Raw genomic sequence first — 24985 nt, forward strand, 5'->3', positions numbered from 1 at the left:
GTTGGAGGGCAATACCGAATGCGGCTTTTTCGTTTTTATTTAAAATGAGATTGAATTTCGTCGATGAGTGCCTTCGCACCTTCTGGGCTAAGTACAAGCTTTCCGTTTGCTAATGCCACGTTATCATCAGAAACTTCCCCAGTAACGTAACATGCCATATTTGGTTGGTATTTTTTCAATACCACCTTATCATTGTCCACATAAATCTCTAGCGGATCTTTGATGTTAATATCCAGTGAGCGACGAAGCTCGATGGGAATGACTACACGTCCTAATTCATCAACTTTACGTACAATACCTGTAGATTTCATCGTTTCTCCTCCTTAATGGTTGATTCCATTAACTTTAACTTTCGTCATTTTTCGACAAGTTCTTAGGAATAGAATACCAACGTTGACTATTTGTGTCAATATTAATTTAAAAATTTGTTCGAAAATTTGATAATTAATGGAACCCATTGGTACACTGCGAATCATACCTTATTCCTAATTGCTATATAATTAAAATTTACCATGTGAAAGCAAGGAAGGCAATAATTAACCCGTGATTTTTCGACAAAATTCGACATTTATTTTAACTTTTTTTAAATTTGGAAGCTTTTTTGGAAAAAACCAATAGCATGCAACTAGATTTTGGATTGGCATTTTGAGAGTAAAATCGCTACAATAGTAGAATAATGAATGGAAAGTCGTTTGAGGAGGAAGACGAATGGACAGTAAAAAAACGTTTTATATCACTACTCCAATTTATTATCCAAGTGGAAAATTACATATAGGACATGCATACTCAACGGTAGCCGGAGATGCAATGGCGCGCTATAAACGGATGCGAGGCTTCGATGTCATGTACTTAACCGGTACAGATGAACACGGGCAAAAGATTCAAAAAAAAGCGGAAGAAAAAGGCGTTACACCACAAGCCTATGTGGATGAAATCGTAGCCGGGATTCAAGATTTATGGAAAAAATTAAAAATCACAAATGATGATTTTATTCGAACGACAGAGGAAAGACATAAACAGGTTGTGGAACGAATTTTCGATCAGCTCGTAAAACAAGGTGATATTTACCTTGATGAATACGAAGGATGGTATTGTACTTCTTGTGAATCATTTTTTACGGAACGCCAGTTAGAGGAAGGTAGTTGTCCAGATTGTGGCGGCCCAGTTGAAAAGGTGAGGGAAGAATCCTATTTCTTTAAAGTAAGTAAATATGTCGATCGATTAATTGCCTATTATGAAGAACATCCTGAATTTATTCAACCAGAAAGTCGAAAAAATGAGATGTTGAATAATTTTTTACGCCCGGGACTAGAGGATCTTGCTGTATCTCGTACGTCATTTGAATGGGGTATTAAGGTTCCAGGAAATCCAAAGCATGTTATTTATGTGTGGATTGATGCACTCTCTAATTATATTACTGCACTAGGTTACGGCACGGAAAACGTTGAAAAATACGAAAAATATTGGCCGGCTGATGTCCATTTAATGAGTAAGGAAATTGTTCGCTTCCATACCATTTATTGGCCGATTATGCTAATGGCGCTAGATCTTCCACTTCCGAAGAAAATATTTGCTCATGGTTGGATATTAATGAAGGATGGCAAAATGTCAAAATCAAAGGGAAATGTCGTTGATCCGGTATCATTAATTGATCGCTATGGTTTGGATGCTCTCCGTTATTATTTGTTAAGAGAAGTTCCGTTTGGACATGATGGCGTGTTTACACCTGAAGGATTCGTCGAGCGTACGAATTACGATTTAGCAAATGATCTTGGAAATCTATTAAATCGTACGGTTGCTATGATTAATAAGTACTTCGATGGGAATATTCCAGCATACAAGAAAGCAGAAACAGATGTTGATGTGTCTTTAGAAGAGCTTGTTGCCGAAACGGTCGAAAAATATGAAGTAGCAATGGATAACATGGAATTTTCTGTTGCTTTATCTATACTGTGGCAGTTAATTAGCCGCACAAACAAATATATTGATGAAACAGAGCCGTGGAATTTGGCAAAGGATGAAACAAAGCAGGAACGGTTAGGAAACGTAATGGCTCATTTGGCAGATTCGCTTCGAATTGTAGGCATTATGTTAACTCCTTTCTTAACAGAATCTCCAAAAGAAATCTTCCGCCAATTAGGCATCGCGGACGAAAACTTAGTTACTTGGGCTGGGGTTACAGCGCAAGGTATTATTCCTGCAGGCACCAAGGTAGAAAAAGGAGAACCGATCTTTCCTCGTCTTGATGTAAAAGAAGAGGTAGAAATTATTAAAGCAATGATGCAAAAGCCTGTAGAAGGAAGCACTGAACAGAAAAAAGTAGAAGAAGCTAAGCCTGAGATCTCCTATGATGATTTCATGAAGCTTGATCTACGTGTAGCTCAAGTAGAAGCATGTGAAAAAATGAAGAAAGCTGATAAGTTATTAAAGTTTAAGCTTGATCTTGGCTTTGAAAAACGTCAGGTGATTTCTGGGATAGCGAAGTATTATCAACCAGAGGACCTTATTGGTAGAAAAGTGATTTGTGTTACCAATTTAAAGCCTGTGAAGCTCCGTGGAGAGTGGTCTGAAGGGATGATTTTATCTGCGGAAGATCCAGAAACGGGTAATTTATCACTTGCAGCTGTTGATGCAGCATTGCCAAATGGTTCAGTCGTAAAATAACAGAAAGGTCAGGCTCTTCGTGAGTTTGACCTTTTCTTCTGATAGTTTTAGATAGGAAACACACAATCAAAAATGAGGTGTTTGAAATGTTATTTGATACGCATGTGCATTTAAATGCGGAGCAATTTAAGGAAGATAGAGATGAAGTGATTAAACGGGCATTTGCTGCAGGAGTTACGCGCATGGCAGTGGTAGGGTTTGATCGAGAAACGATTCCGCTAGCTATTGAAATCGCCGAGCAGCATGATGCGATATACGCTGCTGTCGGATGGCATCCTGTTGATGCAATCGATATGACGGATGAAGACTTAGTTTGGCTAGAAGAGCTAACTGCTCATCCAAAGGTCGTAGCGCTTGGAGAGATGGGGTTAGACTATCATTGGGACAAGTCCCCGAAGGATATTCAAAAGCAAGTTTTTCGCAAGCAAATACAGTTAGCCAAAAAAGTGAACATGCCAATTATTATTCATAATCGGGAGGCAACAGAAGATATTATTGAGATTCTGCAAGCAGAAAATGCTGCAACAGTTGGCGGAATTATGCACTGTTATAATGACGCTGTTGACTATGTACAAGCATGTCTTGATATGAACTTCTATATTTCATTAGGCGGTCCAGTGACATTTAAAAATGCACCTCTTCCGAAAGAAGTGGCAGTGCATGTTCCATTAAATCGACTACTTATTGAAACCGATGCACCATTTTTAGCACCACATCCAAACCGTGGGAAGCGAAATGAGCCTGCTTACGTTCGACTCGTAGCAGAAAAAATAGCAGCACTACGCGGGATGAAACTTGAAGAAATTGGCAAAATAACAACTGAAAATGCTTGTACGTTGTTTCGAATCAATCGCTAGCAATTGACTATTTTTGTATAAAACTTATAAAAATTATGAAATTTGGAAAGACTGGTCCGTAAAAGTTCCAGTCTTTTTCCATTGTCTGCCAGCCTAATATTCATAATGGTTTCACAGCTTTTGTGCTAATAAAAATACCGGATTATAACAATTTGTAAACAAACTGTAATACAACCGTAAACGTAATACCTTTGACTTTGCATAATAGTGTTTATATAATCGAAATCGATTAAGGAGGCAAGAAGCATGCGAATTCTTTCAAAGCTATTGCCGGCCTCAAAGCTGAAGCTGGTTATTTCAAGTATTGGTGTGATGGCACTGGTTGCCTTTACAACCGTTGTCTTTTATGAGATGACAAAAACAGAAGTCGTCTTTGCGGATAATGGGGAAGAGCAAACTGTCCAAACACATGCGGAGACAGTAGAAGATCTACTGAAAGAAGTAGGAATTACAATAGGTGAATATGATGCCCTATCACATAGCATGGATGCTATTATAAAAGATGGCATGAAGATCGATTATGACAAAGCGAACAAAGTCATTCTAACGATCGATGGAAACAAAGAGGAATATTATACGTTGGCGGATTCTATTGAGGATTTCTTCCAAGAAAATAATCTTACTATTTCAACGCATGATGCTGTTTCTCATGAAAAAGAGGCCGCACTTAAAAATGGCATGGAAATCAATGTAACGAAAGCATTTCAGGTAACAATTAACGATGGTGGAAAAGAAAAGCAAGTATGGGCAACAGGTGGAAGTATCAAGCAATTATTAGATAATCATAATATTACATACAATGCAGACAGCAATGATAAAATTAACGTAGCGCTTGATAAAAAAGTTCAAAAGGATACGACGGTTAACATTGTTCGTGTCACAAAGGAAACAGTAGAAGAAACGGAAGCCATCCCATACGAAACAGAGAAAAAGAAGGATAGTTCATTGGAAAAAGGAAAAACACGTATCCTTTCCAAAGGTGAAGAAGGCGAACTTCTGAAGAAATTTGAAGTTACGAAGGAAAATGGTAAAGAAGTTGGAAGAAAGCTACTTGAAAAACAAGTAAAATCCGAAAGTAAAAATCGCGTTGTTGCGGTTGGTACAAAGGAGCCAAAGCCGAATTTAACTACTTTATCTAGTGATTCTTCAGGTGGTGGAAAAACATTTTATGTTACTGCTAGCGCCTTTACCGCGAAATGTAGTGGATGCTCAGGCTATACAACAACAGGACTTAACTTAAAGGCAAATCCAAATATGAAAGTGATTGCGGTTGATCCGAGTGTTATTCCTTTAGGAAAAAGAGTATGGGTAGAAGGCTATGGAGAAGCGATCGCTGGCGATACAGGCGGTTCTATCGTTGGTAAACGAATTGATGTCCATGTAGCAACCAAATCCCAAGCGTATAGCTGGGGAGTGCGAAAGGTTAAAATTAAAATTTTAAATTAACATATGAAATAGATGCTCTTACCATGATATAGTGGTAAGAGCATTATTATTTACGTGTAAATGAATAAGAAAAGAGGAATTTGCTTGAGGATTAAGGAAATAATTGTCGTAGAAGGAAAAGATGATACGGTAAAAGTAAAGCAGGCGGTAGAAGCCGATACGATTGAAACAAATGGATCGGCTATTAATAAAAAGATACTAAAACAAATACAACACGCAAAAGATAAACGTGGTGTTATTATTTTTACCGACCCTGATTATCCCGGAGAGCGAATTCGACACGTTATTGACCAAGCGATTCCAGGCTGTAAGCATGCTTTTTTAACGAAGGAAAAGGCGCGAGCAAAGCATCCCCATAATAAAAGCCTAGGAATTGAGCATGCATCACTTGATTCCATTCGTGAAGCATTGGCTGCTGTGTATGAATTAACCGATATGGAGCCTGTTTATATTAAACAGGAGGAACTGATTGCATATGGTTTGATCGGTGGCGCAGGAGCTGCAAAAAAAAGAGAAAGACTAGGTGAATTACTTCAAATCGGACATACGAATGGAAAACAACTGCTAAAGCGCCTTTCGATGTTCCAAATATCAAAGGAACAGCTTGAACAAGCAATTAGTCAACTGCTTCAGGAGGAAAAGAACGCACATGAATAAATATATTGCTACACCATCACGTACAAAAGAAATATTACAAACATACCGATTCACATTTAAAAAAAGTCTAGGCCAAAACTTTTTAGTTGATGTGAATGTTTTAGAAAATATTATTAGGCACGCAGGAATCACGAAAGAAGCGGGTGCAATTGAAATTGGTCCGGGTATCGGCGCATTGACCGAACAATTAGCGATTCATGCTAAAAACGTGCTAGCCTTTGAAATTGACCAACGACTTGTACCGATATTACAGGATACGTTAAAGAATTATGACAATATCCAAATTGTGCACCAAGATATTTTAGAAGCAGATGTCGGTCAAATGATCAAAGAATACTTTCAACCAGAGCAACCTATTCATGTTGTCGCTAATTTACCATATTATATTACAACACCGATTTTAATGAAGCTTCTTCGTGATAAGCTTCCAGTCGAAAGCTTTACGGTAATGATTCAAAAGGAAGTCGCTGAACGTATGGCAGCACAGCCAAACACGAAAAGCTATGGGTCATTAACGATAGCTGTTCAGTATTATACAGAGGCTGAAGTGGTCATGCATGTACCGAAAACGGTCTTTATGCCACAGCCTAATGTAGATTCAGGTATTTTACGACTTACGGTTCGTAAAAATCCCCCAGTTTATGTTGAAAATGAAGATTACTTTTTTCAAATTGTTCAAGCGTGCTTTGCACAACGGCGAAAGACGCTCCGCAATAATTTGATGAGCTTCTTTAAAGAAACCTTCGATAAGCGTGAGATTGAACCTATATTAGAGTTGGTCAACGTAGATGGATCAAGGCGTGGAGAAACATTACAAATCGAAGAATTCGCCGCTTTAGCTAATGCGTTTTATAAAAAAGTACATGAGAAATAAATACGGAGTAAAAAAACACCTGCCTCAGGTGTTTTTTTATGCCTTTTAAGGCGGTTTATCATCCATTAGACACATATGTATAGGCGAAAGCATATCGTATGGGTAGAAGCGCCTTTTTACTCTTACAAAGGCTGTGAGGTGGATGTATGCAAACAGAATCTTATACAATAGGTGATTTAGTAACACGTCAATCGTATAACAATGATCTGCTATTTCGCGTGGAATCGATCATAAAAGAAAAAGCGATACTGCATGGAGAAGATATTCGTCTTGTCGCTGATGCACCGATAAGTGACCTTGTTCATGTAAAGAATAGAGAACTAGAAAAAAGGAAAAAAAAGCGGAAGCAGCAGGAAGAATTTTCATATCGGTTATTTCGCCAGGACTATCAACTAATGAAGGAAAAACGGGATTATCAATCAACAGACGGCTATGATCATACGCAATTTTTTCAGCTCCCTGCTCGTGTACTTCACATTGATGGAGATCCAAGCTACTTAAAGAAATGCATTGCACTATATCAACGAGTGGGACTTCAAGTTCATGGTATTCATATGAATGAGCGAGAAATGCCTTTTCAAATAGGCCCTTTATTGGAAAAAATTCAGCCAGATATTATCGTCATTACAGGACATGATTCTTTTTCTAAAAACAAAGGAGCTAAAAGTGATTTACGTGCTTATCGCCATTCAAAGTATTTTGTTGAAACGGTACGAGAAGCGAGAAAAATGACGCCACACCTTGACCAGCTGGTGATTTTTGCAGGTGCTTGCCAATCTCATTTCGAGTCACTTATTCGTGCAGGTGCTAATTTTGCAAGCTCTCCATCACGAATCAATATTCATGCACTTGATCCTGTTTATATTGCTGCAAAGATCGCTTACACCCCGTTCATGGAAAAAGTTCATGTATGGGATGCATTAAGAAATACATTAACAGGTGAAAAAGGAATGGGTGGCGTAGAAACAAGAGGTTTATTACGTACAGGAATGCCATATTTAGAGGAAACTTTAGAAGAAGGAGAATCAAACGTCATCGTGGAATAATATGAAAAAAATCGCTCGACACTTTTCGACTGAGACAATATGTACAGCATCTTCATTTGTTTTTTGAAGAATGCGGTCGGAAATCGTATTAAAAGAGACAGAGCAGCTTACCAGCAGGTGGGCTGCCACGTATCTTTTTTCAGTATGAAAAAGAAATTCGACCTGAAAGTACATATTTTGTTAACATTTGCAAACAATAATTGCGAAAAGGAAAATTTAGTCATTGACATTAAAATTAATATCTTGTTATAATATTATATTTTGTTTGACTAAAAAACAAGCTTATGTTATGATTAATTCAGTGAGGTGGAGTATAGTGGCGAAAACATTAATCGAAATTAAGCAAGGTCTTGAAGGTCAAATCGGGAAACGGCTGCGTTTAAAAGCGAATGGCGGTAGAAGGAAGACAATTGAACGATCTGGTGTTTTAGCAGAAACCTATCCTTCCGTATTTATTGTAGAATTAGACCAAGAGGAAAATGCATTCGAACGTGTTTCATACAGCTATGCAGATGTTTTAACCGAGACGGTAGAATTAAGCTTCATGGAAGAACGAACTCAACAAGTTATCGCAGAGTAGTGAACGAAACTGTTTACTACTCTTTTTAATATATTCTTTTATTTCATTTTGGAAATTATACCTCCGTCCTTTTTTGTTCTGTGAGACGAAGGAAATCAAATCATAAATTTCCTGCTTTACATACATATAACGGGTGTAGCAAATGAAAATAAACATAAGCTAAGCTTGTCGTAAGATTTCTTTACGGGAAGGGAGCTGTTCTTTCTGGCTAGACGTGGAACCATGTCAGAGCAAATGAAGGAAGAAATTGCAAAAGAGTTAGGGTTTTACGACACGGTACAAAAGGAAGGCTGGGGAGGTATAAAGGCAAGGGATGCCGGAAACCTCGTGAAAAGGGCGCTAGAAATAGCAGAAGAGAGTATGCGACAAGGCAAATCCTAAGAAGGATTTGCCTTTTTTATATAGATTCTGCTTCATGTCTTTTCCAATAATAAGAAAAATATGGTAAGTTTTTTGCTTGTGCTAGTCGCTTGGACAGGTCATATGTGTTACAATTTGTGTACTTGGAATAAGTAGGTGACGGATATGGCTCTCTTAGAAAAGGCACCGGCTAAAATCAACTTATCTTTGGATGTATTAGGAAAACGCGAGGATGGTTATCATAATGTAGAAATGGTGATGACAACAATTGATTTATCGGACCGAATAGAGCTAACAATATTAGAAGAGAATCGCATTGATGTATCGCTTTGGAGTAGATATGTACCAAATGACGAACGTAATTTAGCTTATAAAGCTGCTGAGCTGTTTAAACAAACGTATCGCATTTCAGAAGGAATTCACATTAAAATCGAAAAAAACATCCCTGTAAGTGCTGGACTTGGTGGTGGCAGTACGGATGCCGCTGCTGTACTTAGAGGAATGAACAGGCTTTTTGACTTAAATTTACCGCTATCGGAACTTGCCGCACTAGGGGCGACAATCGGTACAGATATTCCGTTTTGTGTGTATGGAAATACAGGAATAGCAACGGGGCGAGGAGAGAAAATTTCACAGCTTCCTTCTCCACCATCATGTTGGGTTGTATTGGCTAAACCAGATATAGGCGTATCAACGAAAACAATTTTTCAACAAATAAAAATGGATAATCTTATGCACCCTGTTACAGAGAAGGTTATCGAGGCATTACAAATGAATGATTTCTCCAGGTTATGTAACAGTCTAGGTAATGTGCTTGAACCATATACAATGGAATTACACCCACAAGTAAAACGGGTGAAGGAAAAAATGGAGCATGCTGGTGCAGATGGTGTGCTAATGAGTGGAAGTGGTCCTACTATTTATGGTCTCGTAGCCCAGGAAAGTAAGGCTCAAAGAATATATAATGGCATGCGGGGCTTTTGTTCAGAAGTTTATTTAGTTCGCATATTAGGTTAACCTTGCCCAAAGACATATATTAGTGGTATATTTAGTGCGATTATTCGGTTTTCGAGGTGGAAAAATGAAAAGAAGCAATCGATTAGTGTCGTTAACAAATTATTTTATAGAAAATCCTGAGGATCATCGAAGCTTAACCTACCATGCTAAGCAGTATAATGTAGGGAAAGCTTCGATTAGCGAGGATTTAGATATTATTGATACGGTTTTTCAAGACGAAGGACTCGGTTATTTACATCGAGCAGCAGGTGCTGGTGGCGGTGTTCGCTATGTACCGGAGGGATCAGAAAAAAACGGAAAGCAATTTATTAAAACGCTTTGTGAGCAATTAGAGGACCCTAGTCGCATTCTCCCTGGTGGCTATCTATATATGAGTGATCTACTTGGTGAGCCGAAGACAGTGCGTGAAATCGGTAGAGTTTTTGCTTCTAAATTCATTCATCGCAATATTGATGTAGTAATGACAGTAGCAACAAAGGGTATTCCACTTGCCTATGCGGTTGCATCATTTTTGAACGTTCCAGTTGTCATTGTCAGAAGGGATCCGAAAGTTACGGAAGGATCCTCTGTCAGTATTAATTACGTGTCCGGTTCATCGAGAAAAATTCAAACAATGGTACTTCCTAAACGTGGTTTAAAAGAAGGAGCTAAAGTTTGTATTATTGATGATTTTATGAAGGCTGGTGGCACGATTAATGGCATGATAAGTCTGCTCAAAGAATTTAATGCTCGTGTGCATGGAATTGGGGTACTAGCAGAAGCGGATGATGAGGAAGAGGACCGTGTAGTAGAAGATTATATTTCCCTTGTTCGAATATCTAATGTGGATGCAAAGCGTCAGGAAATCCAAGTGCTTCCAGGCAACTATTCAATATTAAATTAATAAATGATTAAAAATCTTTCCATTATGGAGAGATTTTTTTATTTAACGTAAAACGGCTCGGTTTTGTTATGAAAATGTGACCTATCCAAATAGTTAATCAAGTATACCTACCAAATAGTCTAAAATACCCTGAAAAAATTATTCGAATGGATAAATTAAGATTTAATAATAAAAAATCGAATGATTTCTCATTATTTTGATCTATGAAAAAGGTTCTATTACAGGGATTTATGCTTATCTTTTTGTAAAAATAAAACTTTTTTTAAAATTAAGCAGGAATTATTGTAATTTTGTTGAATAATTGTATGTAAGTTCTTTTTGAAAAGGTGGTGAATCAGCATGGAAGTAACTGACGTTAGACTACGTCGTGTCAGTACGGAAGGAAGAATGCGCGCTATTGCATCCATTACACTGGATCAGGAATTCGTTGTGCATGATATCCGTGTGATCGACGGGAACAATGGTTTATTTGTAGCTATGCCATCAAAGCGGACTCCAGATGGAGAGTTCCGAGATATTGCACATCCGATTAATTCTAGTACGCGTGGAAAAATTCAAGACGCTGTATTAGAAGAATATCACCGTGCGGGTGAAGAGGAAGTTGAGTACGAAGAAGCTGGGGCTTCATAAATAAACGATTATACAACAAGAGGACTAATCTTACGGATTAGCCTTCTTTTTTTATTTCTGTATAAAGAGTATTCACTTATCCCCTATTTTAAGATGTAAAAGTGAGCTGATTGACTCATAATAGCACCATGCTGTATTTAATACGAGCTAGTAGAAAATATATGATATTTGCACTAGGAATTGTTTCCTCTCAAAATAAATCCTCCTATCTTAATACCTAAAAATAACGTCTACGTAATCTTTTTTCCAAACATTTACAAGCAAGAAACCATCAGCCCATAGCCTGTTTATGTTGAAATGAGCGGCTTTTTAAGATATAGTCTAAATGGATAAAAAGAAGTATGGACACCCTTAGGAATGGAGGTTTCCCTATGGCGAAACGTTATGCAGTCATACTTGCAGCTGGGCAAGGTACTCGAATGAAATCCAAGCTTTATAAAGTACTACATCCCGTTCTCGGTCGACCAATGGTACAGCATGTCATTGATCAAATAAAAAAAGTAAATATAAACGAGATTGTAACAGTTGTTGGCTTTGGCGCTGAAAAAGTGAAAGAAATTGTTGGTGATGATAGTGCGTTTGTATTGCAAGAGGAGCAGCTAGGTACTGGTCATGCAGTTATACAGGCGGAACAATTGCTCAAGGGTAAGCATGGTACCACACTTGTTGTATGCGGTGATACCCCATTAATAACAAGTGAAACGTTCAACAAACTTTTTGAACACCATGAAAGAGAGGGCGCAAAGGCAACGATATTGACATCGAAAGCACCTGATCCGACAGGCTATGGAAGAGTCATTCGTGATGAGAACAACGAAGTGAAACGAATTGTTGAGCATAAGGATGCGAATGAGAAAGAAAAGCAAGTGGATGAAATCAATACAGGTACATATTGTTTTGATAATCAAGCTCTTTTTCAAGCTTTACAAGAAGTGTCCAATGATAATTCACAAGGGGAATATTATTTACCTGATGTCATTGAGATTCTGAAAAATAAATCTGAAAAAGTAAGTGCTTACCTCTCACCAAACTTTGACGAGACAATTGGTGTAAATGATCGTGTTAGTCTTTCCAAAGCGGAATTAACGATGAAACGCCGAATTAACGAAAACCATATGCGTAACGGGGTTACGATCATGGATCCAGATCATACGTATATCGCTCCAGAAGTCATCATTGAACAAGATGTGGTTATTTATCCAGGAAGTATTATTAAAGGTTCTACTGTTATTAAAAGCCATGTTGAAATAGGGCCACACAGTGAAATTACCAACTGCGATATTGGAGAAGGTACGGTTTTAAAACAAAGTGTTGCTACGGATAGTAAGATCGGCGAAAGAGTAAAAATTGGACCTTTTGCACACATTCGTCCAGAAGCAATGATTGGTAATGAAGCAAAAATTGGAAACTTTGTCGAGATTAAAAAAGCCGAGCTTGGTGATAATAGCAAGGTTTCTCATCTTAGCTACATTGGCGATGCGCAAGTAGGAAGGAATGTAAATGTTGGTTGTGGTACAATAACAGTAAACTATGATGGGAAAAATAAATTTTTGACGACAATTGAAGATGATGCATTTATTGGATGTAATTCGAATTTAATTGCACCAGTTACGATAGGAAAAGGATCGTACGTTGCGGCAGGATCTACAATTACGAGGGATGTTCCAGACGATGCTTTATCAATTGCTCGGGAAAAGCAAACAAATAAAGAAGGCTACGCATCCAAATTAAACAAACGAAAAAAAGACTAACGGAGGGTATATTCTCATGGCATCTACTTACAAAGATAAATCTTTGAAAGTATTTACACTAAACTCAAATTATAAATTGGCAGAAGACATTGCAAATCACATTGGTACACCTATTGGCAAGTGTACCGTTTCTCGATTCAGTGATGGAGAAATTCAAATTAATATTGAAGAAAGCATTCGTGGCTGTGATGTCTATGTTGTTCAATCAACAAGCTCTCCAGTAAATGAGCATCTGATGGAGCTCTTGATTATGATTGATGCGCTAAAACGTGCTTCAGCTAGATCTATTAATATTGTCATGCCGTATTATGGCTATGCAAGACAGGATCGTAAAGCGCGTTCTAGAGAACCAATTACGGCGAAGCTCGTTGCGAATTTATTGGAAACTGCAGGGGCTACACGAGTGATAACACTTGATTTGCATGCACCGCAAATTCAAGGGTTCTTTGATGTTCCGATTGATCACTTGCAAGGAGTGCCAATTTTATCTGATTACTTTGAGGCAAAAAATCTTGAAGATATTGTTGTTGTATCACCAGACCATGGGGGAGTTACCCGAGCAAGAAAAATGGCGGACCGCCTAAAGGCTCCAATTGGAATCATTGACAAAAGAAGACCGCGTCCAAATGTGGCAGAAGTAATGAATATCGTTGGTAATATCGAAGGGAAGACAGCAATCCTAATCGATGATATCATTGATACAGCAGGTACGATTACCCTTGCTGCCAATGCATTAATCGAAAACGGTGCCAAAGAGGTATATGCTTGTTGCACCCATCCTGTATTATCTGGACCAGCCATTGAACGTATTGATAATTCAAAGATAAAGGAATTGGTAATTACAAATACGATTCCATTACCTGAAGAAAAAATGATCGATAAAATTACACCTTTATCTGTTGCGCCATTAATTGGAGAAGCAATTATTCGTGTGCATGAGTTACAGTCGGTCAGCATTTTGTTTGATTAAGATTGAAGAAAGCCTTTTTTCATGTTTTAAAGTTGCTAACATAGGGAAATTACTGTATTGAACCATTTTGCTGTAGCACGTTTCATGTATGAATTACGAAATTAATAATACGACTTGGAATTCCAAGTTCAAAATAATGGAGGATGATTTACATGGCACTAACATTGAAAGCAGTAAGAAGAGACGACCATACAGGTTCTGCAACAAGAAAGCTACGTGCAGAAGGAAAAGTACCTGGCGTATTATACGGAAAAGGAAAGGAAACAAGTTCTGTTGCTGTAGACGAGATTGAATTAGTTAAGCTTGTACGAAATGAAGGAAGAAATGCTATCTTCTCGTTGCAGATTGATAATGATAAATCATTTGATGTAATGCTTCATGATTATCAAGCAGATCCGCTTAAAGATTTACTCATTCATGTTGATTTTTATATTGTTGACATGAAGGAAGCGATGGATGTTGAAGTTCCGATCCGTATTGATGGGGAAGCAATTGGAGCAAAAGAAGGAGGCGTATTGCAGCAACCGTTATTTGAGTTGCTCGTACGTGCAAAACCTGCCGATATTCCAGAAGAAATAAAAGTTGATGTATCATCATTGAAAATAGGTGATGTAATTACGATTGCAGATCTAACAGCCTCGGATAAATATGAATTTTTAGAGGATGAAGATACAACGATTGTCACGATTACGGCGCCTACAACAGAAGCTGATGTTGCAGGTACTGAAGAGGAAAATGCGGAACCAGAGCTCGTTGGCACAAAACAGGAAAATAAAAACGAATAAACGGTTACACTTAATATAACAACATTTCCCTCCTTTAAGAAAGAGAAGAATGGAACGTTCTTAATAGGAGGGCTTGTTGTATTATGATTAGCCATAATTTTGATAAAAGGGAAGACATGCGCATGAAGTGTATTGTGGGATTAGGAAATCCAGGTAGAAAATATGAAGCGACAAGACATAATATTGGTTTTATGGTAGTAGATGAACTTCTTAAACGGCATCAATGGAGCTTAAACAAAGAGAAATTTAGTGGGAAATTTGCGATGGAGCAATTGCTAGATGAAAAGGTTATCTTACTTAAACCTGAAACATATATGAACCTATCTGGTGCTTCCATTCGTCCGTTATCAGATTATTTCGGAATAGCCCCACAGGATGTGGTCGTTATTTATGATGATCTTGATTTGCCACCTGGGAAAATACGATTACGGCAAAAGGGTGGACATGGCGGACATAATGGTATCCGATCGACCATCGATCACCTAGGTACGAAAGAATTTAATCGTATTCGAATTGGTATTGGCCGACCAACAACACCGATTCCTGTTGTCGATTATGTACTGGGTAAATTCACTAAAGCAGAACAGGATGAAGTAGAAGCGAGTATTCAGCTTGCTGCAGATGCTTGTGAATCATGGATGGAGCGTCCATTTCTTGAAGTGATGAATGAATTTAACAAATAAAGTCTGCATACATATAGAATAAGCTAGATGACAGTTCGTATAAAATGTTTCTTTTCGGATAAACTTGACTATAGAGAGGTTTATGCGAGGAGGCAGCATTATGGCTATTATTTATACGTGCAGACATTGCCAAGACACAGTCGGGAAGTTAGCTGAACAGTATGTAGATACATCTTTACTAGGTTGGGATTACTTGACGATAGAGGAAAAAAAAGAAATGATACATTATCATTCGAATGGAGATATTTCGATTCAAACTATTTGTGAAAGCTGTCAAGAAACGTTAGGACAGCATCCACAATATCATGAATTGGATTATTTTATACAATAAAATGAGATACAAACAGCTTTGGTGAATGGTAACCAAAGCATTTTTGCGCTTTATTTAACAAGCGTAGCATGTATCAAAGTATCGGAATAAATGACTCGAAACACGTTTCATTAAAAACCATATTCGTCGCAGATGGGTACTATGCTAGCTAGCGGTCTGTATATTTTCGTATTCGTTAACAATGGACGATTGGCAGCCGTTTATTTCTTATTGGGGGATTTTTCTATGAAAGGTATTAATCAATATTTACAATCAAAAGAAGATATTCAATCCATTCTACAAGGTGTTACAAATGGTTTGCAGGAGCAATTGGTGGCAGGATTGGCTGGTCCAGCTCGAAGCTTGCTCGTATCCATCTTGCACAAATCGAATCATCGACCTATTCTGCTTGTAACATATCAATTAACACAGGCGCAACAATTATATGAGGACCTTACTTCTCTCGTTGGAGAAGATAACGTGTATTTGTACCCTGTCAATGAACTAATTGCTTCCGAAATTTCAGTAGCTAGTCCTGAATTAAGAAGCCAACGGATTGAAGCGCTAAAAGAATGGAGTATGAGAAAAAGCGGTATATTAATCGCTCCTGTTGCAGCCTTAAAGCGTATGCTTCCGCCGAAAGCCTATTGGGAGAAATATCAGATTCACATTAAGGATGGAGAAGAAATTGATTTAGAAGCATGTCTAACTTCTTTCGTAGACATGGGTTATGTTCATGCGTCCATGGTAAATACGCCGGGAGAATTTAGTAGGCGTGGGGGAATCATTGACATTTATCCTGTAACAGAGGAGCACCCATTACGAATTGAGTTGTTTGATGATGAGGTAGACTCGATTCGTTATTTTGATGCAGATACGCAGCGTTCACTAGATAAAAAGCGAGAGGTTCTAATTGGACCGGCAACAGAGCTGCTTTTATCAGAGCAAGACCTTCTATCGGGTGCACAGCGCTTAGAGCAAGCGTTAGCAAAAACGTTAAAAACGATGGAAGCAAGTGAAGTGAAGGAAACTTTAGCTGAGACAATTTCCTATGATATCGAACGATTAAAAAGCCTAGAGCATTTTCAAGAGTTGAATAAATATATTGGTTTTCTATATGAGCGTCCTGCTAGTTTGTTAGATTATTTGCCTGCAAATGGCATTGTATTGCTAGATGAAATGAGCAGAATTCAAGAAACCGCGACTACGCTTGATACAGAAGAAGCAGAATGGTATAGCAGCTTGTTGGAGTCAGGCAAAATGGTAAAGGACAGTAGTTTTTCCTTTGATTGGATAACTACATGGTCTAAAATAGATCATCCGCGTATTTATATGTCCGTATTTTTACGGCACATTCCTAATACACAGCCACAAAATATTATTAATTTGTCATCAAGAGCAATGCAGGAATTCCATGGACAAATGCATTTGTTAAAAAATGAATTAAATCGCTGGGAGAAAGCGAATTATTCTGTCGTTGTGATTGCACCAAATGAGCAACGCGCAGAAAAGATTCAATCTATTTTCTTAGATTATGATATGGAAGCAGTCCTTGCAACAGAATTGGCGTTTCCCTTAGAGAAGCCTACTATCATAGTGGGGAATATTAGTAATGGTATTGAAATGCCAATGCATAAGCTCGTGATTATTACGGAAAATGAATTGTTCAAAAAGCGAAATAAGCGATCAAGGAAAAGGCAAAAGATATCCAATGCGGAGAGAATAAAAAGCTATCAGGAATTAAAGGTTGGCGACTATGTTGTCCATGCAAATCACGGAATTGGAAAGTATTCTGGAATTGAGACTTTAGAAGTTGCTGGAAAGCATAAGGACTATTTATTAATTAAATATTCTGGTGATGATAAGCTATTTGTCCCGATCGAACAAATTGAACTTGTGCAAAAGTTCGTTGGTTCAGAAGGAAAAGAGCCGAAGCTATATAAGCTAGGTGGTAGTGAATGGACAAAGGTTAAGCGGAAGGTTCAATCATCGGTTGAGGATATTGCGGATGAATTAATTAAACTGTATGCAGAAAGAGAAGCACAAAAAGGCTATGCTTTTAATAAAGATACGGAAATGCAACGCGAATTTGATGCGGCTTTTCCTTACCAAGAGACTGAGGATCAGCTTCGATGTATTGAGGAAATTAAACAGGATATGGAAAGAGCCCGTCCAATGGATCGGTTACTATGCGGAGATGTTGGCTATGGAAAAACAGAGGTAGCGATAAGAGCTGCATTCAAGGCTGTTGCTGACGGCAAACAGGTAGCTGTTTTAGTTCCGACCACCATTCTAGCTCAGCAGCATTATGAAACATTCCGTGAACGATTTCAAGACCATGCCATTAATATCGGCTTATTGAGTAGATTTCGTACAAGAAAACAACAAAAGGATACAATAGATGGACTCAGAAGAGGAACCGTAGATGTTGTTATTGGCACGCATCGCATATTATCGAAGGATGTTCAATACCGTGATTTAGGACTTTTAATTGTAGATGAAGAACAACGCTTTGGTGTAAAGCATAAAGAGAAGATTAAGCAACTAAAGACAAATATCGATGTACTTACACTAACTGCAACGCCGATCCCTAGAACGTTGCATATGTCCATGCTTGGAGTCCGTGATTTATCTGTTATTGAAACACCACCAGAAAATCGTTTTCCTATTCAAACCTATGTATTGGAATACAATCCGATTTTAATTCGAGAAGCGATCGAACGCGAGATGGCAAGAGGCGGGCAAGTGTTTTTCCTCTATAATCGGGTAGAGAATATTGATAAAATTGCACGTGATATAGGCATGCTTGTTGATGATGCAAAGATAGCTGTTGCCCATGGTAAGATGAATGAAACCGAATTGGAAAGTGTCATGTTTAGTTTTCTAGAAGGAGAATTTGATGTTCTTGTAAGTACGACGATTATTGAAACCGGAGTAGACATCCCTAATGTCAATACATTAATCGTTTATGATGCTGATCGCATGGGTTTAAGTCAGTTATACCAGCTAAGAGGAAGAGTAGGGCGTTCAAACAGGGTGGCGTATGCGTACTTTACGTATCAAAAGGACAAAGTGTTAACAGAAATTGCCGAAAAAAGACTGCAAGCGATAAAGGAATTTACAGAGCTAGGCTCAGGATTTAAAATTGCGATGCGTGACTTATCTATTCGGGGAGCAGGAAATTTACTCGGTTCTCAGCAGCATGGGTTTATTGATTCAGTTGGTTTCGATATGTATTCACAGATGTTAAAGGATGCAATCGATGCCCGAAAATTAGGGAAAGATATAGAAGAAGTAGAGGTTGTTGAACCAGAACTTCTGTTAAATATCGATGCATATCTTCCGGATACGTATATTCAGGATGGAAAGCAAAAGATTGATATGTATAAAGCGTTTCAAGGGTCTTCAACGCTAGAAGATCTGGAAGAACTGCAAGAAGAATTAATTGATCGATTCGGTGACTATCCAGAGGAAGTAGAGAATCTTTTAACCGTTACAAGGCTAAAAGTAATTGCTAAAAGAGAGCATGTTGAATCCATTACGGAAAAGAATGGAAAAATTGAATTGCTCCTTTCCGAAGATAGAAGTCAGCGGGTAGATGGAGCAAAGCTATTTGAAATTGCAAATGAATATGGACGAAGTATTCAATTGGGAACAGAGCATAGTAAATTAAAAATTGTTTACCAGACCTCCCGTAATAACGCATTCCAGCGGTATGATACCGTCCAGAACTTTATGGAAAAATTAGCGAAAGTAGACAGGGAATAAGGACTATTTTCCTTTTAGTGAATACTTCTTCCATTTCTACCTAATACTAAAAAAACACAACAGGTATTTTTGTCGGATAAGAATAGATAAGCCGGAAGTTGTGTAGGTATAGCGGATGTAATAAATAGTAAAGAACGGTTGTAATGTGCACAACATAGAACACCAAGAAAATTTCAGCATAAGAAAGAGAGGCTTCATGAAATGAAAGCAACAGGAATAGTACGACGTATTGATGATTTAGGAAGGGTAGTCATTCCAAAGGAAATAAGAAGGACATTGCGCATTCGTGAAGGTGATCCATTAGAAATTTTTATCGATCGTGAAGGTGAAGTAATCCTAAAAAAATATTCACCGATTAATGAGCTAGGTAATTTTGCAAAGGAATATGCAGAAGCATTATTTGATTCACTTCACTTTCCAACCTTAATATGTGATCGAGACGAAGTTATAGCAGTAGCAGGAGAATCTAAGAAGGATTATTTAAACAAGCCTATTGGATCTCATATCGAAAAAATTATCGAAAACCGATCGAATGTAGCGGAAAATGAACCAGAAAGTATTGAAATTATTCAAGGACAAACGGAAGAGCTTCATTCTTACACAATAAGTCCAATTATTGCGAATGGAGATCCAATCGGTTGTGTCATGATGTTTTCACGTGAAGGTGAGAAATTACAGGACGCAGAGAAAAAAGTAGTAGAAACGGCTGCAAGCTTTCTTGCCAAGCAAATGGAATAGTCAGAGCAATGAGATAGGACAAAAACCGATGCAAAAAATTGCAGACGGTTTTTGTCTTTTTATTTTTTTACAGAGAATGCAAACGAGAAGGCTAGGAAGGATTGCTGCTTTCCCATTTTTAAGGGTGTGCTATAATATGAGCATATTTTAAGAAAAGTGGAAAGGCGAATATTATGGAGCCGAACGAAACAAATAGACTACTTAAAGGGGCATTGCTTTTAACCTTAGCCGGAATAGCTAGTAAAATTCTAAGTGCAGGATACCGCGTCCCTTTACAAAATTTAACGGGGGATTTTGGATTTTATGTTTATCAGCAAGTATACCCGATTCTTGGTATTGCTTTGGTACTTGCATTGTATGGATTTCCAGCAGCGATTTCTAAGCTGAAGACAGACTTTGAGGCAGAGCAGTATCCAATATCTTTTCGAAATTTCTATTTTCCTATATTTGTTATAGTTGCTGTCGTGAATGTTGCGTTGTTCCTCGGTCTCCAGCTAAATGCACATCCACTGGCTCAATTTATTGGCGATGACCGACTAGTATCGGTTTATCAGACGGTTGCTTTTATTTTTCTTTTTATCCCTTTTACTGCTTTTTTGCGTGGTGTGTTTCAAGCAAACCACCAGATGAAGCCGACTGCTTACTCGCAAGTCATGGAACAATTTGTTCGGGTTCTAATTATCATTGCCGGTGCTGTTATCATTAGTAAACAAGAAATTGACATTTACAGTATCGGAAAAGTAGCTGGCATCGCCTCGATAAGCGGATCAATTGCTGCTTGCATCGTATTAATTTTTTTTATGCGTAAGTATCGGCCTCCGCTATTGCATAAGGCTAGCAAAACTTCTGTGCCGTGGTTTCGTTTTTTGCGAAAGCTGATAATACTTGGTGTCGTTGCATCTATTACACATATGGTTTTATTGATAATACAATTTGCGGATACGATTTCATTAGTTCCAGCTTTACTAAATTACGGATTAACGAAAGAGGAAGCGATGGTAGCAAAAGGAATCTTCGATAGGGGGCAACCACTAATCCAGCTTGGAACCGTATTAGGATCTTCTTTTGCGCTTGCATTTATGCCAGCTGTTTCGAAACGTAATTTAAAGCAGCAATTTCGCTCCCTTTGCATGCAAATTGAAAGCGGACTTGTCATTGGTTTTTATTTAGCGATTGGAGCTACGGTAGGATTAATTATGATTTTCCCAGCAGCTAATATTTTGCTTTATCAGGATAGTAGTGGGACTACCGTGTTACAACTATTAATGCTTGCCATCGTTTTAAGTGCATTGTCTATTACCGTTGCATCTGTTTTACAAGGGTTAGGAATGATTAAACGAACGGCAGTTTTTATTGGGCTTGCTTTTTTGTTGAAATGGGGTTTGAACCTTTTGCTTGTGCCTTTTTGGGGCTTGCTTGGAGGTTCAATCGCTACTATTTTAAGCTTGTTGCTATTTTGCATATTAGTACTATATTCGTTAAAACGATATATTCCGACACTTTCATTGCTACGAAAAATTAAATGGCCAGCCTTTATTAGAGCAACGCTAAGCATGATGCTGTATGTTGCTAGCTGGAATTGGCTTTTGCCAAACCCGGATGAAGTTGCAAGAACAACACTGCTTTTAATCGTTACCTTTATTTCTCTTACAGGAGGGGGCATTTATATGCTACTTCTTATTCGCGGAAATGTATTTACACAGAAAGAACTGGCTATGCTGCCATTTGCATCTTTCTTTATTCAATTAACTAAGGAGGGAAATAAGAAGCATGAATAAAATTGAAGTGATCGGTCTTGGAGCCGGTGATTTAGATCAATTATCGATCGGATTATATCGTAAATTAACAAAAGCAGAGCAAATGGTTTATGTTCGGACGACGGAACATCCTGTTGTACAAGCTTTACAGGAGGAAGGTGTTTCATTTAAATCATTTGATGAGATATATGCATCCGAAACAGCATTCGAGCAAGTTTATGAAAGGATTGCTGCCGTACTTTTAGAAAAGGCATCGGAGGAAAATGTGATTTATGCTGTTCCAGGACATCCGATGTTAGCCGAACGGTCGATACAGCTTCTTTTACAGCAACAGGAAGTTGACATTGAAATTTTAGGGGGTCAAAGCTATTTAGATGCCTTATTTTCCTCGCTTCGCATTGATCCGATTGAAGGCTTTCAATTTGTAGATGCTGCTACATTTCAACGAAGTGAGCTTAATTATCGTCAGCATTTAGTGTTTTGTCAGGTGTACGATCAATGGATTGCTTCTGAATTGAAACTAACGCTACTTGAAGATTTGCCACCTCATTATGAGGTAACGATTGTCGAGGCAGCTGGAAGTAGGCAAGAACAAATAACCGTTGTTCCATTGGAAAAATTAGACCATGCTTTTAAACAGAGCAACTTAGTTAGTGTATATGTTCCGCCAGCTGAAAAGGAAATGCTTCATCATACGTTTGATCGGCTAAAAGAAGTAATCGCTGAATTACGAGGTCCAAACGGTTGTCCGTGGGATAAAGAGCAAACACACGAATCATTACGAACCTATGCGATTGAAGAGGTGTATGAATTAATCGATGCCATTGATGAAATGGATGATGAAGGCATCGTGGAAGAGCTTGGTGATATGCTTTTACAAGTAATGCTTCATAGTCAGATTGGTACTGATGATGGCTATTTTACGATTGACGATGTTATTGCTTCGATTACGAATAAAATGATTTACCGACATCCACATGTATTTGGCGACCTTTCTGTCGGATCTGTTAACGAAGTGTACAAAAACTGGGAGCAGTTAAAAAAAGAAGAAAAAGGTGACACACGTAAAACGGTGCTTTCGGGAATACCCTCTCATTTACCTGCCTTGGCTAAGGCATTTAAGCTACAACAAAAGGCTGCAAAGGTCGGATTCACTTGGGAGCAAGCTGGTGAAATATGGGACAAGCTTCAGGAAGAGCTATTTGAAGTGAAGCAAGCGATAAAAGAAGAAGACCTGGTTGAAGTGGAAAAGGAATTTGGTGATGTGCTGTTTGTTCTTGCTAACTTAACAAGATATTATGGCATTAATCCGGAAGTGGCTTTGAATAGAGCGAATCAAAAATTTATTTCACGGTTTGGTTATATCGAACAACAGCTGGAAGCATTAGGGAAGAAGCCAGAAGAAGCTACGCTTGAAGAAATGGATGCTTACTGGGAACAAGCAAAAGAAAGAGAGGGATTATGATGCGTTTAGATAAATTTTTAAAAGTATCTAGATTAATTAAACGTCGTACGTTAGCAAAGGAGGTTGCTGATCAAGGTCGGATAACGATTAATGGAAATCAAGCAAAGGCATCCTCGGTTGTTTCCGTTGGAGACGAGCTCGTCATTCAATTTGGACAAAAGCTTGTAACGATAGAAATAACAGCTTTAAGAGAAACCGTACGAAAAGAAGAAGCGGAAACATTATATAAAATATTAAAGGAAGAAAGAAAGGACTAGCCATAATTGTTTTTCATTCGTATATTACTGCATTAAAAAAGTAGGTTTGCATAGTTCTATACTTGTCCTCCCTTTCATACAGTAATAATGATAAGGGAGGACGGAAAATATGAATAATATGAATTTTTATAACCATAATGAATCGACAACACGACATACAGAAAAAGATCATCAGTTAAAAATTAACAATAGGAAGCTACTAGAGATAACCGGAGTCCGAGAGGTTGATAGTTTTGATAATGAGGAGTTTCTTTTAGAGACGGTTATGGGCTATTTAATCGTTCGTGGACACAATCTACAACTAAAAAATTTAGATGTAGGTGAAGGAATTGTCTCAATCAAAGGGAAAATCTATGAAATCTCCTATATGGACGATCAGCACCAGGAGAAAGCTAAAGGAATATTTAGCAAGCTATTCCGATGACGTTAAGTGTGCAGTTCACTGCGATGATATCCATGATTATAAGTGGATTTTACCTTGGACTAATTCGCGATACGTTTTTACGCTTTCGTGTACACTGGAAAAGCAATACGTTTCTTTTGTACTTTTTAGAGGTGTGCTTTTGGACAACCCAGATGTTTACGCTGTTCTATGTATTGTTTCTAGTAAATGCCGGTGAATTACGCGTGTATATCTTTGTCGCGTGCTTACTTGGTTTTGCAACCTATCAGGCAATCGCGGCAAAGATATACAAAGCATTACTAGAAAAGATAATTCATATCACCACAAGCATCTATCATTTTTTCTCATCCTTGATCAAGACGATTATTGTTAATCCAATTAAATTTATTATTCAATTGATCATTCGTGTGCTTGTTTTCTTTTTAAATCTACTTGCAGCTACTTTGCTTTTCATTGCAAAGCTCCTCGTTTTTCCTGTAATATGGGTATTGAAACAGTTTTACCGAGTGTTACCAGATAGAATTATAAATATTTTCCACAAAAATAAAGGATTTTATAGTAAAATAAAGAATATATATAGTAAAATAAAGCGTTTTTTCGTTGCAAAGAGGAGGTAGTAGTTCGTGTCTAGTAGAAAAAAAACAGTCGCACAAATCGATTCTAGCTATATGAATCAATACAATGCACATGTAGAAAGACAAAAGCGAAAAAAGCAACGCTTAGTTCGCCGCCTTGTTTTATTTTCCGTTATTGTAATGTTAGCGATTGGGAGCATGACTACATATCATTTTAAGCAACGCGCTTTAAAGGAAGAAAAAATAAAGCAATATGAGCAGCTTGAACTAGAGCTTGCTACCTTGAAAAAGGAAGAAAGCAATTTAAAGGAAGAAATTGAGCTACTAAATGATGATGAATACATTTTAGAAATTGCTCGCACGAATTATTTTTTCTCTAAAAAAGGTGAAATAATCTTTAATAATCCGGACAAAGATCCGTCTTATTGACACATTTTCACCCTGTTGGATATACTATGGTAGTAAAGGATGTTCAAAATACGTCAAGTATCCAATGCTGGCATTTTTGA

25 protein-coding genes are annotated in these 24985 nt (G+C 37.9%); 24 read left to right on the forward strand and 1 reads right to left on the reverse strand.

Translation table 11 applies throughout. The annotated features are described in order from the left end of the window. Nucleotides 1-35: 35 nt before the first annotated feature. Nucleotides 36-311 (reverse strand): AbrB/MazE/SpoVT family DNA-binding domain-containing protein, encoded by a 276-nt coding sequence (locus SPK86_RS05210; protein ID WP_284140709.1) that lies wholly within the window; start codon nucleotides 309-311, stop codon nucleotides 36-38. Between the two features lie 397 nt (nucleotides 312-708). On the opposite strand from SPK86_RS05210, the gene metG reads away from it, so the two are divergent. From metG to SPK86_RS05330, 24 genes are all read left to right on the forward strand, one after another. Beyond that, the gene (metG, locus tag SPK86_RS05215) at nucleotides 709-2664 is read left to right on the forward strand and encodes a methionine--tRNA ligase (protein ID WP_284140710.1); all 1956 of its coding nucleotides are present in this window, start codon (nucleotides 709-711) and stop codon (nucleotides 2662-2664) included. 86 nt (nucleotides 2665-2750) lie between these two features. Beyond that, entirely contained in the window at nucleotides 2751-3521 is a 771-nt protein-coding gene (locus tag SPK86_RS05220; RefSeq protein ID WP_284140711.1) for a TatD family hydrolase, read from the forward strand. A gap of 246 nt (nucleotides 3522-3767) precedes the next feature. Continuing rightward, nucleotides 3768-4967 carry a G5 and 3D domain-containing protein gene (locus SPK86_RS05225; protein WP_284140712.1) on the forward strand — a complete coding sequence of 400 codons (1200 nt, stop codon included), beginning with the start codon at nucleotides 3768-3770 and terminating at the stop codon, nucleotides 4965-4967. An 84-nt stretch (nucleotides 4968-5051) separates the two neighbouring features. Next, nucleotides 5052-5624: a ribonuclease M5 gene (gene rnmV / locus SPK86_RS05230; RefSeq protein WP_284140713.1), complete on the forward strand. Its 573-nt coding sequence runs from the start codon at nucleotides 5052-5054 to the stop codon at nucleotides 5622-5624. Further along, nucleotides 5617-6498, forward strand: a complete 882-nt coding sequence (gene rsmA, locus SPK86_RS05235) for a 16S rRNA (adenine(1518)-N(6)/adenine(1519)-N(6))-dimethyltransferase RsmA (RefSeq protein WP_284140714.1) — start codon at nucleotides 5617-5619, stop codon at nucleotides 6496-6498. The genes rnmV and rsmA overlap by 8 nt, the downstream gene beginning before the upstream one ends. A gap of 146 nt (nucleotides 6499-6644) precedes the next feature. Further along, nucleotides 6645-7544 (forward strand): sporulation peptidase YabG, encoded by a 900-nt coding sequence (gene yabG / locus SPK86_RS05240; protein WP_284140715.1) that lies wholly within the window; start codon nucleotides 6645-6647, stop codon nucleotides 7542-7544. A 316-nt stretch (nucleotides 7545-7860) separates the two neighbouring features. Continuing rightward, complete coding sequence (gene veg / locus SPK86_RS05245) at nucleotides 7861-8124, forward strand: biofilm formation stimulator Veg (RefSeq protein ID WP_284140716.1); 264 nt, start codon at nucleotides 7861-7863, stop codon at nucleotides 8122-8124. Nucleotides 8125-8346: 222 nt separating this feature from the next. Further along, nucleotides 8347-8505 carry a small, acid-soluble spore protein, alpha/beta type gene (locus SPK86_RS05250; RefSeq protein WP_284140717.1) on the forward strand — a complete coding sequence of 53 codons (159 nt, stop codon included), beginning with the start codon at nucleotides 8347-8349 and terminating at the stop codon, nucleotides 8503-8505. Nucleotides 8506-8640: 135 nt separating this feature from the next. After that, nucleotides 8641-9501, forward strand: a complete 861-nt coding sequence (gene ispE / locus SPK86_RS05255; RefSeq protein ID WP_284140718.1) for a 4-(cytidine 5'-diphospho)-2-C-methyl-D-erythritol kinase — start codon at nucleotides 8641-8643, stop codon at nucleotides 9499-9501. A 64-nt stretch (nucleotides 9502-9565) separates the two neighbouring features. Continuing rightward, on the forward strand, nucleotides 9566-10384 hold the full coding sequence (purR, locus tag SPK86_RS05260; protein ID WP_284140719.1) for a pur operon repressor: 819 nt from the start codon (nucleotides 9566-9568) through the stop codon (nucleotides 10382-10384). Nucleotides 10385-10723: 339 nt separating this feature from the next. Next, nucleotides 10724-11014, forward strand: coding sequence for a septation regulator SpoVG (spoVG, locus tag SPK86_RS05265; RefSeq protein ID WP_284140720.1), 291 nt, complete (start codon nucleotides 10724-10726; stop codon nucleotides 11012-11014). 371 nt (nucleotides 11015-11385) lie between these two features. Beyond that, nucleotides 11386-12765: a bifunctional UDP-N-acetylglucosamine diphosphorylase/glucosamine-1-phosphate N-acetyltransferase GlmU gene (gene glmU / locus SPK86_RS05270; RefSeq protein ID WP_284140721.1), complete on the forward strand. Its 1380-nt coding sequence runs from the start codon at nucleotides 11386-11388 to the stop codon at nucleotides 12763-12765. A 16-nt stretch (nucleotides 12766-12781) separates the two neighbouring features. Then, on the forward strand, nucleotides 12782-13735 hold the full coding sequence (locus SPK86_RS05275) for a ribose-phosphate diphosphokinase (protein WP_284140722.1): 954 nt from the start codon (nucleotides 12782-12784) through the stop codon (nucleotides 13733-13735). Between the two features lie 152 nt (nucleotides 13736-13887). After that, complete coding sequence (locus SPK86_RS05280; RefSeq protein ID WP_284140723.1) at nucleotides 13888-14520, forward strand: 50S ribosomal protein L25/general stress protein Ctc; 633 nt, start codon at nucleotides 13888-13890, stop codon at nucleotides 14518-14520. Between the two features lie 122 nt (nucleotides 14521-14642). Continuing rightward, the gene (pth, locus tag SPK86_RS05285) at nucleotides 14643-15203 is read left to right on the forward strand and encodes an aminoacyl-tRNA hydrolase (protein ID WP_284140751.1); all 561 of its coding nucleotides are present in this window, start codon (nucleotides 14643-14645) and stop codon (nucleotides 15201-15203) included. A gap of 100 nt (nucleotides 15204-15303) precedes the next feature. Beyond that, on the forward strand, nucleotides 15304-15534 hold the full coding sequence (locus SPK86_RS05290) for an anti-sigma-F factor Fin family protein (RefSeq protein ID WP_284140724.1): 231 nt from the start codon (nucleotides 15304-15306) through the stop codon (nucleotides 15532-15534). 225 nt (nucleotides 15535-15759) lie between these two features. Continuing rightward, nucleotides 15760-19281: a transcription-repair coupling factor gene (gene mfd / locus SPK86_RS05295; RefSeq protein WP_284140725.1), complete on the forward strand. Its 3522-nt coding sequence runs from the start codon at nucleotides 15760-15762 to the stop codon at nucleotides 19279-19281. Nucleotides 19282-19482: 201 nt separating this feature from the next. Next, the gene (gene spoVT, locus SPK86_RS05300; RefSeq protein WP_284140726.1) at nucleotides 19483-20019 is read left to right on the forward strand and encodes a stage V sporulation protein T; all 537 of its coding nucleotides are present in this window, start codon (nucleotides 19483-19485) and stop codon (nucleotides 20017-20019) included. Between the two features lie 173 nt (nucleotides 20020-20192). Further along, on the forward strand, nucleotides 20193-21797 hold the full coding sequence (locus tag SPK86_RS05305) for a putative polysaccharide biosynthesis protein (protein ID WP_284140727.1): 1605 nt from the start codon (nucleotides 20193-20195) through the stop codon (nucleotides 21795-21797). Then, nucleotides 21790-23241, forward strand: coding sequence for a nucleoside triphosphate pyrophosphohydrolase (mazG, locus tag SPK86_RS05310; protein ID WP_284140728.1), 1452 nt, complete (start codon nucleotides 21790-21792; stop codon nucleotides 23239-23241). The genes SPK86_RS05305 and mazG overlap by 8 nt, the downstream gene beginning before the upstream one ends. After that, nucleotides 23241-23498 carry an RNA-binding S4 domain-containing protein gene (locus tag SPK86_RS05315; RefSeq protein WP_284140752.1) on the forward strand — a complete coding sequence of 86 codons (258 nt, stop codon included), beginning with the start codon at nucleotides 23241-23243 and terminating at the stop codon, nucleotides 23496-23498. Before mazG ends, SPK86_RS05315 begins: the two co-directional genes overlap by 1 nt. Nucleotides 23499-23616: 118 nt before the next feature. Beyond that, entirely contained in the window at nucleotides 23617-23922 is a 306-nt protein-coding gene (gene yabP / locus SPK86_RS05320) for a sporulation protein YabP (RefSeq protein ID WP_284140753.1), read from the forward strand. Beyond that, nucleotides 23919-24518: a spore cortex biosynthesis protein YabQ gene (yabQ, locus tag SPK86_RS05325; protein WP_284140729.1), complete on the forward strand. Its 600-nt coding sequence runs from the start codon at nucleotides 23919-23921 to the stop codon at nucleotides 24516-24518. Before yabP ends, yabQ begins: the two co-directional genes overlap by 4 nt. A 6-nt stretch (nucleotides 24519-24524) precedes the next feature. Further along, nucleotides 24525-24905, forward strand: a complete 381-nt coding sequence (locus SPK86_RS05330) for an FtsB family cell division protein (protein WP_330948801.1) — start codon at nucleotides 24525-24527, stop codon at nucleotides 24903-24905. Nucleotides 24906-24985: the final 80 nt, after the last annotated feature.

Origin of the sequence: Virgibacillus sp. MG-45, from assembly GCF_036409425.1 — a bacterium.
Lineage (GTDB): Bacteria > Bacillota > Bacilli > Bacillales > Amphibacillaceae > LDC-1.